Source organism: Methylobacterium sp. Leaf123 (assembly GCF_001423405.1).
GTDB lineage: Bacteria > Pseudomonadota > Alphaproteobacteria > Rhizobiales > Beijerinckiaceae > Methylobacterium.
The window spans coordinates 38,273-53,558 of record NZ_LMNS01000002.1 but is presented as its reverse complement, the minus strand read 5'-3'; the positions used below and the strand labels follow the sequence as shown (position 1 = coordinate 53,558).

16 protein-coding genes are annotated in these 15,286 nt (G+C 70.6%); 4 read left to right on the top strand and 12 right to left on the bottom strand.

The features are described from left to right. The first annotated feature begins 8 nt into the window (after nt 1-8). From flhB to ASF53_RS03755, 3 genes are all read left to right on the top strand, one after another. On the top strand, nt 9-1,070 hold the full coding sequence (gene flhB / locus ASF53_RS03765; RefSeq protein ID WP_056194083.1) for a flagellar biosynthesis protein FlhB: 1,062 nt from the start codon (nt 9-11) through the stop codon (nt 1,068-1,070). After that, nucleotides 1,067-1,513 (top strand): BspJ family T4SS effector nucleomodulin, encoded by a 447-nt coding sequence (locus ASF53_RS03760; protein WP_056194080.1) that lies wholly within the window; start codon nt 1,067-1,069, stop codon nt 1,511-1,513. Before flhB ends, ASF53_RS03760 begins: the two co-directional genes overlap by 4 nt. Nucleotides 1,514-1,733: 220 nt before the next feature. Beyond that, nucleotides 1,734-2,435 carry a response regulator transcription factor gene (locus ASF53_RS03755; protein ID WP_056194077.1) on the top strand — a complete coding sequence of 234 codons (702 nt, stop codon included), beginning with the start codon at nt 1,734-1,736 and terminating at the stop codon, nt 2,433-2,435. 6 nt (nt 2,436-2,441) lie between these two features. Here ASF53_RS03755 and ASF53_RS03750 read toward each other — a convergent pair whose 3' ends face one another. From ASF53_RS03750 to fliF, 6 genes are read right to left on the bottom strand one after another with little or no spacing between them, the layout of a single operon-like run. Beyond that, entirely contained in the window at nt 2,442-3,098 is a 657-nt protein-coding gene (locus ASF53_RS03750) for a transglycosylase SLT domain-containing protein (protein WP_082482291.1), read from the bottom strand. Further along, nucleotides 3,052-4,956: a flagellar hook-length control protein FliK gene (gene fliK / locus ASF53_RS03745; protein WP_056194071.1), complete on the bottom strand. Its 1,905-nt coding sequence runs from the start codon at nt 4,954-4,956 to the stop codon at nt 3,052-3,054. The genes ASF53_RS03750 and fliK overlap by 47 nt, the downstream gene beginning before the upstream one ends. A 39-nt stretch (nt 4,957-4,995) precedes the next feature. Beyond that, nucleotides 4,996-6,336, bottom strand: a complete 1,341-nt coding sequence (locus ASF53_RS03740) for a chemotaxis protein (RefSeq protein WP_056194068.1) — start codon at nt 6,334-6,336, stop codon at nt 4,996-4,998. Next, nucleotides 6,333-7,712 carry a MotB family protein gene (locus tag ASF53_RS03735; RefSeq protein ID WP_056194065.1) on the bottom strand — a complete coding sequence of 460 codons (1,380 nt, stop codon included), beginning with the start codon at nt 7,710-7,712 and terminating at the stop codon, nt 6,333-6,335. The genes ASF53_RS03740 and ASF53_RS03735 overlap by 4 nt, the downstream gene beginning before the upstream one ends. Before the next feature lies 1 nt (nt 7,713). Beyond that, the gene (locus ASF53_RS03730) at nt 7,714-8,445 is read right to left on the bottom strand and encodes a hypothetical protein (protein ID WP_056194061.1); all 732 of its coding nucleotides are present in this window, start codon (nt 8,443-8,445) and stop codon (nt 7,714-7,716) included. After that, the gene (gene fliF / locus ASF53_RS03725; RefSeq protein ID WP_056194058.1) at nt 8,445-10,136 is read right to left on the bottom strand and encodes a flagellar basal-body MS-ring/collar protein FliF; all 1,692 of its coding nucleotides are present in this window, start codon (nt 10,134-10,136) and stop codon (nt 8,445-8,447) included. Before fliF ends, ASF53_RS03730 begins: the two co-directional genes overlap by 1 nt. Before the next feature lie 109 nt (nt 10,137-10,245). Here fliF and ASF53_RS03720 point away from each other — a divergent pair, with 109 nt between their 5' ends. Next, entirely contained in the window at nt 10,246-10,899 is a 654-nt protein-coding gene (locus tag ASF53_RS03720; RefSeq protein ID WP_056194055.1) for a hypothetical protein, read from the top strand. 194 nt (nt 10,900-11,093) lie between these two features. On the opposite strand, the gene fliP is transcribed toward ASF53_RS03720, so the two are convergent. The 6 genes from fliP to flgA are packed head-to-tail and all read right to left on the bottom strand — an operon-like array spanning nt 11,094 to nt 15,280. Continuing rightward, nucleotides 11,094-11,876: a flagellar type III secretion system pore protein FliP gene (gene fliP / locus ASF53_RS03715; protein ID WP_056194052.1), complete on the bottom strand. Its 783-nt coding sequence runs from the start codon at nt 11,874-11,876 to the stop codon at nt 11,094-11,096. After that, complete coding sequence (locus ASF53_RS03710) at nt 11,873-12,358, bottom strand: flagellar basal body-associated FliL family protein (RefSeq protein WP_056194050.1); 486 nt, start codon at nt 12,356-12,358, stop codon at nt 11,873-11,875. The genes fliP and ASF53_RS03710 overlap by 4 nt, the downstream gene beginning before the upstream one ends. 12 nt (nt 12,359-12,370) lie before the next feature. After that, on the bottom strand, nt 12,371-13,078 hold the full coding sequence (flgH, locus tag ASF53_RS03705; RefSeq protein ID WP_056194046.1) for a flagellar basal body L-ring protein FlgH: 708 nt from the start codon (nt 13,076-13,078) through the stop codon (nt 12,371-12,373). Further along, nucleotides 13,078-13,662: a MotE family protein gene (locus ASF53_RS03700; protein WP_056194381.1), complete on the bottom strand. Its 585-nt coding sequence runs from the start codon at nt 13,660-13,662 to the stop codon at nt 13,078-13,080. The genes flgH and ASF53_RS03700 overlap by 1 nt, the downstream gene beginning before the upstream one ends. After that, entirely contained in the window at nt 13,662-14,789 is a 1,128-nt protein-coding gene (gene flgI, locus ASF53_RS03695; RefSeq protein ID WP_056194043.1) for a flagellar basal body P-ring protein FlgI, read from the bottom strand. Before flgI ends, ASF53_RS03700 begins: the two co-directional genes overlap by 1 nt. Continuing rightward, on the bottom strand, nt 14,786-15,280 hold the full coding sequence (gene flgA, locus ASF53_RS03690) for a flagellar basal body P-ring formation chaperone FlgA (RefSeq protein ID WP_056194040.1): 495 nt from the start codon (nt 15,278-15,280) through the stop codon (nt 14,786-14,788). The genes flgI and flgA overlap by 4 nt, the downstream gene beginning before the upstream one ends. Nucleotides 15,281-15,286: the final 6 nt, after the last annotated feature.

Below are 15,286 nucleotides of genomic sequence, written 5' to 3'. Positions count from 1 at the left end.
GCTGATGCGTGTCGGACGAGGACAAGGAGAGCAAGACCGAAGCCGCCACCGAGCGGCGGGTGCGCGACGCGATCGAGAAGGGCGACATCCCGTTCTCGCGCGAGGCGCCGGTCTTTGCCTCGACGCTCGGTCTGCTGATCGCGCTGGCCCTGTTCGCGCGGGGGCAGGGGGCGCAGCTCGCGGCCGATTTCGCCCCGCTCTTCGACGATCCGCGCGGCTTCTCCCTGGAGACCGGCGGCGACGCGATGCTGCTCCTCAGCCGCGTGGCGCTGGCGGCCGGCCGCTTCCTGCTGCCGATCCTGCTGATCCTGGCTTTCTGCAGCCTCTCGGCCTCGCTTCTGCAGAACCTGCCGCGCTTCGTCCTCGACCGGATCACGCCGAAATGGTCGCGGGTGTCGCCGATGGCAGGTTTTGCGCGGATCTTCGGAACCTCGGGTCAAGTCGAGTTCCTGAAATCCCTCGTTAAATTCCTGTCGGTCAGTGTCGTCGCCCTTCTGCTCCTCCGCTCGGAGCGGACAAGAGCCGTGAACGCCATGTTCGTCGATCCGAGCCAACTGCCCGAACTGATCCTGACGGTCGCGATCCGTCTGGTCTCGGCTGTGGCCATCGCCACCATCGTCATCGTCGCGGGCGATCTCGTCTGGGCGCGGCTGCGCTGGCAGCGCTCGCTGCGGATGTCGCGCCAGGACATCAAGGACGAGCACAAGCAGACCGAGGGTGATCCGTCGGTCAAGGCGCGGATGCGCTCGCTCGCCCAGGACCGCGCCCGCAACCGGATGCTCGCCAATGTCGACCGGGCGACCGTGATCATCGCCAACCCGACCCACTTCGCGGTGGCCCTGCGCTACGAGCCCAGCGAGAATCCGGCCCCCCTGGTGATCGCCAAGGGGCAGGATCTCATCGCCCTGCGCATCCGCGCGATCGCCGAGGAAAAAGGCATCGCCGTGATCGAGGACAAGCCTCTCGCAAGGTCCCTGTACGATGCTGTGCAGGTCGATCAGACGATTCCGGCAGAATTTTACCGCGCCGTGGCCCAGATCCTTTTCTTCCTCTTCGCGAGAGCCCGATGACCCCTCAGGTCCAACGTTTCGCGCCAGGACCGTCGGCCGTCCCGCACAGCCATGCGGCGGCCGAGCAGATCTTCGCCGAGGTGCTGCGCGACTTCATCGCCGAGCTGTGCCTGCTCGACGGCGGCGTGCTCATCGGCTGGATCCGCGGCGAGCGGCACGGCAACATCGCCGACATCGTCTCCTCCTCCGCCGAATTGTACTTCAAGGAATCGGTGCTGACCTACGCCGACGCGGCCGATGTGTGCCTCGATTGGGGCCGCTCCATGCAGGTGGTCCTCGATCTCGAATTCGCCGCCGAGGCGATGACGGTGTTCTTCAAGCTCGTGCTCGACGAGGTGTTCGCGGGGGTCGCGATCCAGCGAATCGTCGCGGAGGAGACGGCGACGCTCTCCCTCGAAGGCTTCGCCCACGCCCTCCGTCAAGCCCGGGTCGGGCACGCGTGACGCGGCGCGAATGCCACGCGCCGCCGACGAACTTCACCACTGTCTGAAAATGTACAGTTCAGTAGATTGACCCCCTTGCGGCCGCGCTCCATGAATTGGCCGCGGCAGCCTCTCGGAGCGTTGCGGCAGGCGGCGGACGGCCTTCCGGTAGTGCCCAAAACCTGCCCAGTTCGCGGCGCAGTGGCAGGGCGACCCGGCGGGATCAAGGGGATGGTCGTCGATGTATTTCCTGGTCGATCCGCGCGATACCGTGAACGCGGGTTACAAGGCCAGCTTCGAGCGTGAGGGCATCTCCTCGTTCGCGCTTTTGCCCGACGAGTTCCTGAGCTGGCTCCGGGCGGCCTCTCCCGCCGATCTCGAAGCGATCCAGGGCTTTCTCCTCGGCGATTTCGCGGAGCGGGCGAAATGCGCGGGCGTCATTCGCAAGCAGTCCCGCGCGCCGATCATCGCCCTGGCGGATCTGCGCTCGCTCGAGCAGACCGTCGAACTCCTGGAAGCCGGCATCGACGACGTGCTGCCCAAGCCCGTCCATGTCCGCGAGATCCTGGCCCGTTCGGAAGCAATCTGGCGCCGGGTCAACGGCGCCGTTCAACAGGGCGAGCCGGAGGGCGAGACCGAGGGCGAGGCCAAGGGGCCGGATCGGCTCAAGGTCTTCCATGACGGGCGCGACCCCGAGATCGACGGCGTGCCGCTGTCCCTGCCGCGGCGGGAGCGGCACATTCTCGAATATCTCGTACGCAACCGCGGGCGCCGGCTCACCAAGACCCAGGTCTTCAACGTGGTCTACGGCGTCTACAGCAACGGCGTCGAGGAGAGCGTGATCGAGGGCCATGTGAGCAAGCTGCGCAAGAAGCTCGCCGAGCGGCTCGGCTACGATCCGATCGAAGCCAAGCGTTATATGGGCTACACCTACGTCGGGTGAGCCAACCTACTGGCAGAACGTCTTCGCGCCCGGCGTCCAATTGCCGAAGCCGGTGGCGACCATGTTGGTGATGACCCGGCAGACATAGACCTTCTGCGCCGGGTTGTTGTTCGGCCCGGCATGGTAGCGCGCCACGGCGAGCGTCCAGCTTCCCTCACGCTCCTTCAGCTCCTTCAGGAAGCGCGTCGCGTATTCGACGTTCTGGGCCGGGTCGATCATCGCCTCCAGCGAGGCGAATTTCGCCCGGTGATAGTGATGGTTGATCTGCATGCAGCCGAGATCGACCAGGCGCACGCCCTCCTGCTGCGCCTGGGCGAGGCGCTGCATCACGTCGGCGGCGCCGCTGCCGAAATAGGCCTTGCCGCCGATATTCATGGCGTAGGGCTGGAGCGAGCCGCGGTTGCCGCTCTCCGTCAGCCCGACCGCGTAGAGCATGCCGAGCGGCACGCCGTGCTTCGCTGCCGCCTGCGCCATCTGGCGCTCGCAGATCCGCGAGGCGCCGGCCATCGGGGGACGTTTGGAGCCGCTCCGTGCCTCGCCGCCCAGCGCGCCCGCGGCCTCCGCAGCGCCTTCGGCAGCGGTGGAATGCGCGACCGCCGCCTTCGGGCCGGCAGCGCTAGAGATACAGGCTGCCGCGATCACGCCCGCGAGAATCCGTTTCATGGTCCTGCTCCTCGGTGGGCGTGGTGGCCGCGTCCGCGCGCGGGGATGGGCGTCGGCCCGATTGGTCGGGCGTCGCCGCGCCCGGCTGTCTGTCATGCTGTCCGCCCTGCGATCCGGCGAAGGACGCGAAGCCCTGGCCGCGCGGCGCGGATTCGCCCGCTCCGGGGCCGCCCGACTGAATCGTCACGACTTCGGGCTCGTAGCCGGCCTCGCGCAGCAGGCCGGAGAGCAGGTCGCCCTCCTTGCGCAGGCGCTCGGCGGTCTCCTCGCGGCTGGTGCGCAAGCTCATTTCCAGCCGCCCATCCTGCAGGCGCATCCGCACCAGCACCGAGCCGAGATCGGCCGGATGGAGCTGGAGCGTCAGGATCTTCAGTGGCCCGGCCTCGGTCGGACCCGGAACGGGACGGGCCGATTGGGCCGCCATCGCCGCGGGTGCCGCCGGCAATTGGGCGGCGACCGCATCGACGATCTGGCGCAGCGGCGAGGCCGGCACCGGGGCCTGCGTGCCGACCGCCTCCTGCGGAACGGCTTGCGCCAGCGGTATTTCCGGCCGCGGCGCTTCCATCGTCACCGCGTCGGTTGCGGCGCTCTCCCTCCGCGCGCCGGCGTCAGCCTGCGGTTGCGGCACCGCCACGGTGGCATGCTCCGGCATCGCTTCGGAGCGTGTGCTGGCGGCCGGGCGATCCGGCCTCGATTCCGAGTCCCGTCGGGTCTGTGCCGGCGTTCCGGGTTGGGTGACGGCGGCCGGCTCGGGGAGACCGGTGCTCTCCGGTTGATCGAGGAGCGCGGCGTTGTCCGCCGGGCCGGCCGGCTCGGTGCGATCGCTCCGGGGCGCGGCGCGTCCACGGGCCGCGAGGCTTCGCGGAGCCTCGGCGCCGGCCGCTTGCGCCAGGGGAGCGCCGGCCGCTTGGCGAGCGGGCTCGTCCGGTGCCGGTGCGGGGCTCGCCGGGATCGGGTCGGCGGGGCGCATGGGACCGGGTAAGGCCGGCCGCGCGGAGGTCGGGGCGGCCAGATCGGTCATGCCCGCCGCAGCCGCAGGTTTAGGCGCCTCGCCCGGCGAGGGCATGCGCGGTGTGGCGGCCTGTGCCGGCAACCCGTTTGCGGGCGCGTCCGGCGCCGGTGGATCGGGCGGCACGGCCGGATCGCGAATGTCGCTGCGGGATGCCGGGGGCGGCATCGCGACCGATTCCGGCGCGCGCTGTCCGTCCGGCCCGCCGGCCGGCAGTGCCGTCGGCACGACCGCATCGGCCTCAGGCGCGGTCTGCGGGGCGACGGGAAGGGGAGCCTTTCCTGGGCTCACCGGAGCGACCGGCGCGGCGCCGATGCTGCCGGATGTCGGGAGTGTCTGCGGCGCGGATGGCGCGTTCAGGACCGGCCGAAGGGCTGTGTCCGCCGGGGCGGCGGCGCCCTGCGATCGGACCGGCGCGAAATGCGTCTCCAGGCCGACCAACGACATCTGCAAGGCCGGCTCCGCCGGGGCCGGGCCGGGGCCCGATCCGGCGCGGGCGGCGGCACGCTGCACCATGGCCTCCAGGCTGGCATTCGGAGGAACCACGACGGCCGGCGCCGCCGGACCGGTGAGCGCCATCAGCGCCTGCAAGGCCGATCCGCCGGCATCAATGACGATCGTGGGCGATGCCTCGGCGAGGAGGGCGGGGGGCGTGTCCGTCCCGGCCTCGGCCTGTTCCGCCGCGGCCTCTCCGGCCGGGGCCGTCCCGCTCTCGGCTGCCCCGTTCTCGAAGGCGCCAAGCATCGCCTCGAAGCCGTCAGGGACGCCCGCGCGCGCATCCTCGCCCGAGGCGGCGCGACCGGCCTCGGATTTCGGCCGCAGAAGGGGAAGGGTGTCGAGAGACCGCATCACGGGTCGATCGTCCGGTGGTTGGAGTGCGGGGAGATTTCAGGGTGTGCGGGTGGTGGCATCCATGGCGCGCTCGGCCCGGGCCAGGGCCTCCTGCGCCCGCAGGAGCGAACCGGATTCGGGGATCGGCCGGCTCGCCGAGGGGGGCGGGGCCGGGGCGGCCTCGACAACGGGGGAGGGCGTGCGGATCTGCTGGGCGGTGGAGAGCGCGGCATCGAGCAGGTCCGCGTCGGTCGGCACGAAATCGGCGCGGTCGAGGCCGCGCAGGGCCTCGTAGCCTTCCTCGAAGCGCCCATCGGCCACGATCAGCGCCGCGCCGCGATAGAGCCGCGCCTGCGCCGCCGGCTGCGAATCCGGTGCGGCGAGCCCCATCGCCCGCTCGGCGGAAAACAGCGCGGTCTCGCGACGACCCTGTTCCAGCCCGGCGCGCGCCACGAGCAGGTAGAGGTCGCGCCGGCTCTGCGGTTCGATCTCGTCGAGCATCCGCTCCAGGCTGGCGATGCGGGTGCGGTCGCTGTCGAAGTCGAGGCGGGTGAGCGCCCCGGCGAAGCGCTGGCGGAAGTTGCCGGCATAGACCGAGCGGCGGAATCGGCGCAGGTACTGGATCGCCAGCGCCTCGAAGCGGCGCGCATCGCCGCTCTGCGCGACCACGAAGATCTCGCGGCGCAGCGCCCCTTCCTCGACCAGCGTGCCGGGCGCCAGAAGCCGGGCGAGGTCTAGGAGTTCGAGGGACTTGACCGGGGCGTCGCGCACCATCAGCGCCGATTGCGTCAGCGCGAGCTGCCCGGCGAGGCCCGGCGGCATCGTGCGCGGGTCGATGTCGGCGAGCTTGGCCCGTGCCTCCCGCTCACGCCCTTCCAGATAGGCGAGCGCCCCGAGCGCCAGGGGCTGCTCCGCTTCCGGCACCTTGCCGGATCTCAGGATCACCCGCAGGGCGCCCGGTCCGCCACCAGCCAGCGCGAAGGTGACGGCGGCGCGCACGTTCTGCGCTTCGGCCCAGGCCTCGGGATCCAGCGCGATCAGCCGCTGCTCGATATGGCCGAGGAGCTGACGCTGCGCGAGATGCGCCTGGGTCGAGCCGTGGGCGATGCGGTCCTGAAGGAGCTGGAGCGTGCGCGTCAGTTCGACCGGCAGGCTATGCGGCTTCACCGGCAGCGGTTCGATCGGCTTGGCCGAGGCACCGTGGCCGCCATGGTCGTCGGCGGCATGGGTGTCCGCGGGCGGCGCATGGGCGTCGCCGTGCTCGGCTGCCTTCGCCGGAGCGATGACGAGGCCGAGGGCGAGCGCGGCGGCCGTTAGGGTGCGGGATCGCCGCGCCGGACGGCCCGCGATGACGGCGGAGCGGCCGAGCGGGCGCCTCGGAATCCCCCAAAAAATCATTCCGGCAGTCCCCGCAGCAGGATTTCGATGCGGCGGTTCTCGGCGGCCTTCGGGTTGGCGGGGATGCGGGGCTGGCGATCGGCATGGCCCTCGATGCGGTCGATGCGGGCCTCGTCGAGGCCGCCGCGCACGAGCATGTAGGAGGCCATCTGCGCCCGCGCCGACGACAGGCGCCAGTTGTCGTAGCTCTCCGAGCGGAACGGGCGGCCGTCGGTATGGCCGCGCACGACGACTTGGCCGGGGCGGCTGTTGAGGATCTTGGCGATACGCTCCAGCGCCTTGACCACCTTCGGCGTCGGCTCGGCCGAGCCGATTCCGAACATGCTGAAATTGATCTCGTCGGTGATGCTGATGAGCACGCCCTCGCCGGTGCGGCGCACTTCGACCTGCGGCGCGGGCGCCCCGTCGGGCAGCGACGGCACGGCCCGCGCGATCTCGGCCTTCAGCGCGGAGAGCGCCGCGGTCTCGGCCGCCTTCGCGGCTTGATCGGCGCCCGCCGCCAACTCCTTGGCCGGAGGTGCCTCGGCTTTCGCCAGAAGCGTCGGTTCGGGCGGGGCCGGCTGGGTGTCGGCCGGGGACGCGACCGCGGCCGCCTCGGTCGAGGGCTTGGCGGGCTCGGCCGGTTGGACGTTTGGAACCGTCAGCGGCATCGGCTCGGCCGAGGCGAGCTTCACGCCGGCCTGCCGCATGGCATCGTTCAGGCTCTGGCGGGCGACGTCCTTGGCCGATTCCTTCTGGGGCTCCTTGGGCTTGGAGCCGGCGGCCTGCGCCCGCGCGTCGAGGCGGGCCCCGGCCGGCGCGGCGGCGGCGGTGTCGAGGGCGCCGGGATTGTCCGTGCGGCGACGCGGCAGGGCTGCGACCTGCCAGTAGAGCGGGTCGAACGGATCGCGTCCGGTCTCGCCGCCGGCCACGCCCGGCTGTCCGAGTTCGAGTGCACTCGCATCCGCGCTTGCGGCTTCCGGCCCGGCGGCCTCGGCCTCCGCGGCCAGCTTGGCGAGCACCGCGTAGGGGTCTTGGAACAGGGCGGATTCGCGGGCACGGCTGCCCGGCGCGCCGGCCGCGTCGCCCTTGCCCTCGGCATTGCCGCCGTCGCCCTTGCCCTTGCCGGAGGGGGCGGGGTCGTTGGGCGTGTCCTGCGGGTCGTTCACGCCCTTGCGGTCGTGGGTGACCTCGGCGAGCTTCACCGGGTTGAAGTACTCGGCGATGGTCTGCTTCTGCTCCTTGCTGGTGGAGTTGATCAGCCACATCACGAGGAACAGCGCCATCATCGCCGTCATGAAGTCGGCGAGCGCGATCTTCCAGGCGCCGCCGTGATGGCCCTCCTCGTGGTCGCCGTGGCGCTTGATGATGATGATTTCTTGCGGGTGGTCGGACATCTTACGCCTCCGCGATCGCGGCGGTGATCAGGCGGCTCCAGGCCGCGAGTTCGGTCTCGATCACGGTCTCGCCCGCACGCACCGTCACCTCCGGCCCCTCGGCCGCCTCGAAAGCGATGCCGGCCGAGACGCCGCCAAGCCGCGCAGCGAGCGCCGCGATCAGATCGTCCGGCCCGCGCACCTGCACCGCCGCGTGCTGCGGCTCGGCCAGGATGCGCTTGAGGGCGGCGCCGAGTTCATCCAGCGCCTGCCGTTGCAGCGCCTGGCCCAGGACCGGCGCGATCAGCCGCGCGACCCGGTCCGACAGCGTGGCGTCGAGCGCCTGCAGGGCGGAGACGAAGCCGCCGGCCAGGATCTCGCTCTGCGCCTCGGTCCAATCGCGGCGGGCTTGCACCAATCCCTCCTCGAAGAGGGCCTGCTGCGCCGCGCGCTCGTGCGCGGCTTGCGCCGACCACTCGTCCAGCGCCTCGGCCCGGCCCTGCTCGCGCCCGCGCGCCTCGGCGGCGGCGATCAGCGCCTCGCGATCCTCCGTCGGCCGCAGGGTGGCTGCGGCGGCGCGGGGCAGGAAGGGTTCGATCTCGGCCTGGATCTCGATCGGCGCCGGGGGGGCCGGCTCCGCGGCGACGGGCGCGCGGAACCACGCCCCGGAAAAATCCGGCTCGTCGGCGAGCGCTGCAGGCGGCGGGGGCGGGGCGGAGAAGTCCGGCAGGTGGCGGGCGAAGACTGCGTCCATCACGCCGCCTCCTCACGCATGAGCCAGCGCTTGAGCACGGCCGCGACCTGCTCCTCGTCGATGTCGATGAGCTGCTCCAGCCGCTTCTGCGGCGAGCGGGCCATCTTGTCTTCCAGTTCCTCCAGCAGGCCGGCGACGCCCGGCGCGGAGAGCTTGCCCGCCTCGCTGGAACCGGGAAGGGCTGCCCCCGGTGCGGCCAGCGCCATCGTGCCGTCGGCCGCCATGCTGGCCGCGAGCGCGGGTGCGCCCTCGGGGCCGGCAAGCGCCGCGACCTCGCTCTGGGCGGTCTCCGGCGTGGCCAGGATCGCGCGGAGCGCCGGGCGCAGGCCGAACCAGATCAGCAGGCCCGCCACGACGAGGATCGTCGCCGCGTTGATGAGCGTGCCGGACTGCTTCATCATCACGTCGGTGAGGGAGAGCGGCGGAACCGGCTCCATCGGCTGGCCGTCATTGACGAAGCCGACGGCGGCGACCTTGATCGTGTCGCCGCGCTCCTTGTTGAAGCCCGCGGCCGAGCCCACCAGCTCCTCGATCTCGGCGATCTGCTTGTCGAGGCTCGCCTTGTCGTCGGGCCCGGCGAGCGCGGTCAGCCGCGAGCGGTTGACCAGCACCGCGACCGAGAGGCGGCGGATGGCGTAGCCGTCGCTCACCGTCTGAATCGTCTTCTGGGAGATCTCGTAATTGGTGAGGTCTTCCTTCTTCGAGCTTTCGTTGCTCGACTGGTCGTTGCCGTCCGAGCGGGTGCGCTGGTCGGGCAGGTTCTCCTGCGCGCTGGTCGGGCGCTGGCTGTTGCGGTTCTGCCCGTTCTCGCTCTCGCGCACCGAGCGCACCGAGCGCTCCACCCGCTGGTCGGGGTTGAAGATGGTCTCGTTCGTGCTCGTCTTGTCGGTGTTGAGCTGGGTCGCGACGCTGATCTCGAAATTGCCGACGCCGAGATAGGGCGCGAGCGTGCGGCGGATGTTGTCCTGCATCTCGCGGCTCACGGACTTCTCCAGCGTCGCCATCTTGCCGGTGGGCGCCGTGCCGGCATCGTCGCCCGCGAGCAGCACCGTACCCTCCGAGCCGATCACGGTGACGCGGTCGGGCTTCATGCCGGGGATCGCCGAGGCGACGAGCTGGCGGATCGCCTGCGCGCCGGACACGTCGTCGGCAGGCTCGGTGCGGACCACCACGGAGGCGGAGGCCGGCTGCTGGTCGCGGCGGAACGAGCCGCGGTCGGGAAGCACCAAGTGGACGCGGGCGGCGCGCACGCCCTTCATGCCCTGGATGGTGCGGGCGATCTCGCCCTCGAGCGCCCGCACACGGGTCACTTCTTGCATGAACGAGGTCATGCCGAGCGAGCCGAGATCGTTGAACAGCTCGTAGCCGGACTTGGAGCTCTGCGGCAGGCCCTTCTCAGCCAGCAGCATCCGCGCCTGCGCGGTGTGGCCGAAGGAGACGAGCACGGCGGTACCGTCGGACGACACGTCGAACGGGATGCCGTTATCCTTGAGCACGCCGCCGATGCGCGACACGTCCTCACGGGACAGGCCCGTATAGAGCATCTCCTGCGCCGGACGGCTGAGGTAGTAGGCGCCGACACCCACGCCGAGAAACACCAAGAGGCCGACCAGCCCGAGGGCGATCAGCCGCCTCGCGCCGAGATCGACGATGTTGCTCCACAATCTTTCGGCTTGCTCGCGACCGAACATCCCCGGACCGACCCCGTTGGCAACCTGACACGCTTCGTCAGCTTGAATGAGGGCTCACCCTTGCGCGGGGATTGCGGCGCGACAGGTCTGCGTGTGGTGGGAGCCGGCGATGATCGAGGAGAGCTCGGACGAGGCCTGGATGACGCGGGCGCGGCCGCTCGGTCCGTTCCGATGCGATGCCGCCTTCCGCATCGCCGACAGCCTCTTCATCGGCCCGGAGAACGACATTGGCCCGGCCGATTGGGAGCGTCTGCGGGTTCCCCTCGACCCGGCCGACCTGCCGTGCCGTGTCCCGCATCTGGCGGCGACGCTCGATCTGCCGGGCCGCGAGGCCGCGCTCGCCGCCCATTACGAGGGGCTGATCGCCACGGCGCGCCGTCACGGCAAGCTGACGGTCCTGGCGCAGCCGTTTCCGTATTTCTCGGTCACGCCGCTACTGCTGGAGGCCGGCCAACCGGTCGTTTCCTTCCCCTGGACCGATGACGTGCCGCAAACCGCCGCGCTTCTCACGGCGCTCGCCGATGCGGGGCCCGACGGCATGGTCTGGGATGCGATCGACCAGGGCTGGTTCATCCGCATCCTTGTCCGCGACGGAACCCTCTTCATCGCCGAGGGCGATCCGGACGCGGAGGCGGACGTCGTTGTCTCCGCCGAGGCGGGGGCGATTGCCGCTCAGGCGTCGGCGGCTTTGGCGCGCCTGAACGGCCTGCACGCGGGTCTGATCCGGACGTTCGGGCGCGATCTCTGGTCCTATCGCGGCTGACCGCGGCCGGGACACCGATCGCGTTCGGCCTGTCGTATTGATCCAACCCTCTTCCTCATCCTGAGGTGCCTTCGCGAAGCGAAGGCCTCGAAGGGTGTTCCAGGGATCGCGCTGGATCTGGAGGATCCTTCGAGGCCCGCTGACGCGGGCTCCTCAGGATGAGGCTGTTGGGCGGGATATTCGCAAGTCGAGGATCAGAAGAACGACCGCACCAAGCCGCTGACCAGCAGGTTCCAGCCGTCGATCAGGATGAAGAACAGCACCTTGAACGGCAGCGAGATCACGGTCGGCGGCAGCATCATCATGCCCATCGACATCACGATGGTGGAGACGATGATGTCGATGACGAGGAAGGGCAGCACGATCAGGAAGCCGATCTCGAAGCCCCGGCGCAGCTCCGAGATCATGAAGGCGGGGATCAGGATGCGCAGGTCGATCTTCTCGCCGGCCTCGGCCTTGGGGAAGTTGCGGCTCGCGAGATCCGTGAAAGTCTGAAGGTCCTTCGGGCGCACGTGCTGGGACATGAACTCGCGGAACGGATCGACGATCTTGCCGAACGCCTCCTCCTCGCTGATGCGGTTCTCCTGCAGCGGCTTCACGCCCTCGTTCCAGGCCCGGTCGAAGGTCGGCGCCATGACGTAGAAGGTCATGAACAGGGCGAGCGAGACGAGGAACAGGTTGGCCGGCGTGCTCTGCAGGCCGAGCCCCGAGCGCAGGAACGAGAAGGCGACGGCAAAGCGCGTGAAGCTCGTGACCATCACGAGCAGGCCCGGCGCCAGCGACAGCACGGTGAGCAGCGCGACGAGCTGGATGATGCGCCCGGACGCCGCCCCGTTGCCGGGCGGCAGCAGCGCGTCGAGGCCCGGCACGCCGGTGACGCCGCCGGGGGAGGCCCCCTGCGCCAGCGCGGCTGAGGCCGTGAGGCCGGTCGCCAGGGCGAGGCCGGCGGTGACGAGGATCGCGCGCGACAGCCTCACTGGACCACCAACGATTCGACGATGAGTTCGCGCACCACTCCCTTGGTGCGGGTGGCGACGCGCTCGTTGAGATCCTCACGCACGTGCTGGAGGCCGTTCGCGCCCTCGATCTGCGCCATGGAGAGCGTGCGCAGGTAGGCCAGCGCGTCGGCGCGGATCTCGGCCAGCGTCACGTCGGGGTTCGGCAGCGTGCCGGTCTTGAAGACGACGGAGGATTCGATCCGCACCCAGGAATCGGTCGGCTCGGCGAGGTTCGCCACCACCGAGCCGACGCTGCGCAGGGACAGGTCGCCGGTGTAATTGAGCACCTTCACCGCCTTGCCGGCCTCCTCGCGCTGCTTGAGGTCGACCGATTTCTCGACGGTGCCGAGCAGGTAGACGCCAAGCCCGCCCCCGGTGCCGACGGCGATCAGCGTGACCAGGGCGAGCGCCCCGATCCAGCCCTTGCCGCTCTTCTTCGCGCCATCCTTGTTCTCGGCCATGCTCAGTCCCCGTCAGAACGGCGCCACGGTCTCGAAGACCCGCTGGCCCAGGCTCGGGCCCTGCACGTCGGTGATGCGCCCGCGTCCGCCGTAGGAGATGCGCGCCTCGGCGATCTTGTCGTAATCGATGGTGTTCTTGCGCGAGATGTCCCGCGGGCGGACGATGCCGGCGACTTCGAGGACGCGGACCTCGTTGTTGACCCGCACTTCCTGCGAGCCCGAGATCAGCACGTTGCCGTTGGGCAGCACCTCGGTGACCACCGCCGCAACCGAGAGGCTGAGCGATTCCTTGCGGTCGATCGAGCCCTGGCCCTTGGTCTCCGTGCCGGAGCGGATGCCGGTATCGGCGGTGGCCGTGTCCTTGAGCGCCGAGATGCCGTAGCCGAAATCGAAGCCGAGGCTGCTCTTCTGGCTGCGGCCGCGCTCGCTCGCATTGTCGAACTGCGCCTTGTCGTTGATGGCGATGCTGACCGTGATGACGTCGCCGACATCACGGGCCCGCGGATCCTGGTAGAGCGCGGCGCTCGCCGGGCTCCAGGTCGAGTGGTAGCTGTGGCGCGGGCCGAGCGCGCCGAAGGAGGTCGGCAGCGGCTCGCGGGGCGCGTTGAGCCCGGTGCCGATCGGCGTCAGCAGCGGCGGGCGGCCGAGGCGGTCGAGATCGCTCTGGCAGGCGCCGAGCGAGAGGGCCAGCACTGCCACGGCGGCGGAGGAGGGGCGCATCACGACCTCTGGTTCTTCTTGACGGCCGGAGCGGTCGCGTCCTTGCGGCCGGATTCCGACATCGCACGGGCAAGACCGGCGGCACGGGCCGCTTCCATCTCGGAGAGAATGGCGCTCGCGGTGCGGGCGTTGAGCTTGGTCAACAGGGCGGCGGCCGCCTCGTCGGGCATGTTGGCGAGTTGGAGCGCCGCCGCGTCGGGCCGCATCTTGGCGTAGACCGCGACCACGCTCTCGTCGGCCTTGGCCAGGAACTCGTTGCGGCGCTTGAGCCACGCCTCGTACTCGGCCCGCTTCTCTTCGAGCAGCTTGATGCGCTCCTCGACCTGCCGCTCCATCACCGCGAGCTGCTCCTTCTGCCACGCGAAGCGGGCATCGGCGGCGGCATCCGCGATGTTGGCGCAGTAGCCGGACTTGGCCGGCTCCTTGGCGACGAAATCCTGGGCCGAGACCTCCTTCGGCGCGTCGCGGACGGCGAGCGCCCGCATCGCGGCGTCCTTGGCCGGGTCGGCATGGTCGCCGCCGGCCGCGAGCGCGGCGCCGGAGAGGGCGAGCCAGCACAGGGCGATGCGCAGGGTCACGGTCATCACTGCACCACAAGCTCCGCCTGGAGGGCGCCGGCGGTCTTCACCGCCTGCAGGATCGCGATGATGTCGGTGGGCTTCAGCCCGACCTGATTGAGCCCGCGCACCAGCGTCTGGAGGTCGGAGCCGCCGAGAATGGCGAGCTTGCCGCGCTCCTCCCGCGCCGCGACTTCGGTGCGCGGCACCACGACGGTCTGGCCGTTGGAGAAGGGCTCGGGCTGCGACACTTCCGGCGCCTCGGTGACCCGCACCGTGAGGTTGCCGTGGGTGACCGCGACGGTGGAGATCGTCACGTTGCGCCCGATCACGACGGTGCCGGTGCGCTGGTCCACGACGACGCGGGCCGGCGTGTCGGGCTGGATCGTCAGGTCGCCGATCTGCGCCACCAGCCGGGTCTGGGCCATCTGGCGCCCGCGCATCACCACCACGGCGCGCTGGTCCCGCGCGCTGGCGATGCGCCGGCCGAAGGCGCCGAGCGACCACGCGTTGATCGCGTCGGAGATCTGGGTCGCGGTCTTGAAGTCGGGGTTCTTCAGCTCGAACACGAGTTCGGGCAGATCGCGGAAGGTGCCGGGCACCTCGCGCTCGATCATCGCGCCGTTCGGGATGCGGCCCGCCGTCGGCACGCCTTGGGTCAATTGCTCGGCCTGGCCCTGCACCGAGAAGCCGGAGACCGCGAGCGGGCCTTGCGCTGCCGCGTAGACGAGGCCGTCGCCGCCGGTGAGCGACGTCATCAGCAGCGTGCCGCCGCGCAGCGAGGTGGCGTCGCCCATGGAGGTCACGGTGACGTCGATGCGCGAGCCGGTGCCGGTATAGGGCGGCAGGTCGGCGGTCACCATCACGGCGGCGATGTTGCGGGTGCGCAGGCGGGCGTCGCGCACGTTGATGCCGAGCCGGTCGAGCAGCGATTGCAGCGACTGCTCGGTGAACTGCGCGTTGCGCAGGGTGTCGCCGGTGCCCTGAAGGCCGGTGACGAGGCCGTAGCCGAAAAGCTGGTTGTCGCGCACGCCCTTGAGCGTCGCGATGTCCTTGATGCGGGTGCCGCTCGCCCGGGCCGAACCCGTCATCACGGCAAAGCCGAGGCCGGTGAGCAGGCCGAGCAGCACCGCGAGGATCAGACGGCGGGTCATTGTGCGCCGATCCGGATGCGGCCGTCGGCCATCACCGTGCCGAGGATGATGCGGTTGGTGTCGGTGTTGCGCACGCGGATCGTCTCGCCGAGGCCGCCGTTCTGCAGCGGCGCCCCGACCGCGGTGATGACGAGGCCGTTCTCCTCGAAGATCATCTGCGTCGGCGCACCCCGGCTCACGAGGCGGGGATCGTCTACGGCGTTGACCGGCACCGGCTCACCCGGCAGCAGCATCCGCCGCGCGACCCGGCCGGCGATCGCGGCGGAGGCATCGATGACGGCCGTGCGCGCCCGGTAGGTCGCGGGATAGCCCTGCATCCGCAGCATCGATTCCTTGATCGTGTCGCCGGGATAGATCGTGACGGTCGGCACCGGCAGCATGAGTTCGGCATTCGCCATACCCTCGACGGCCTGCGCCGGAGCGATGGGTTGCGCCGAACCGGCCGCGAGAACGGCCAGCACGAGGCCGCGGACGAGGGTCTTGCGGGGCATGGGGGC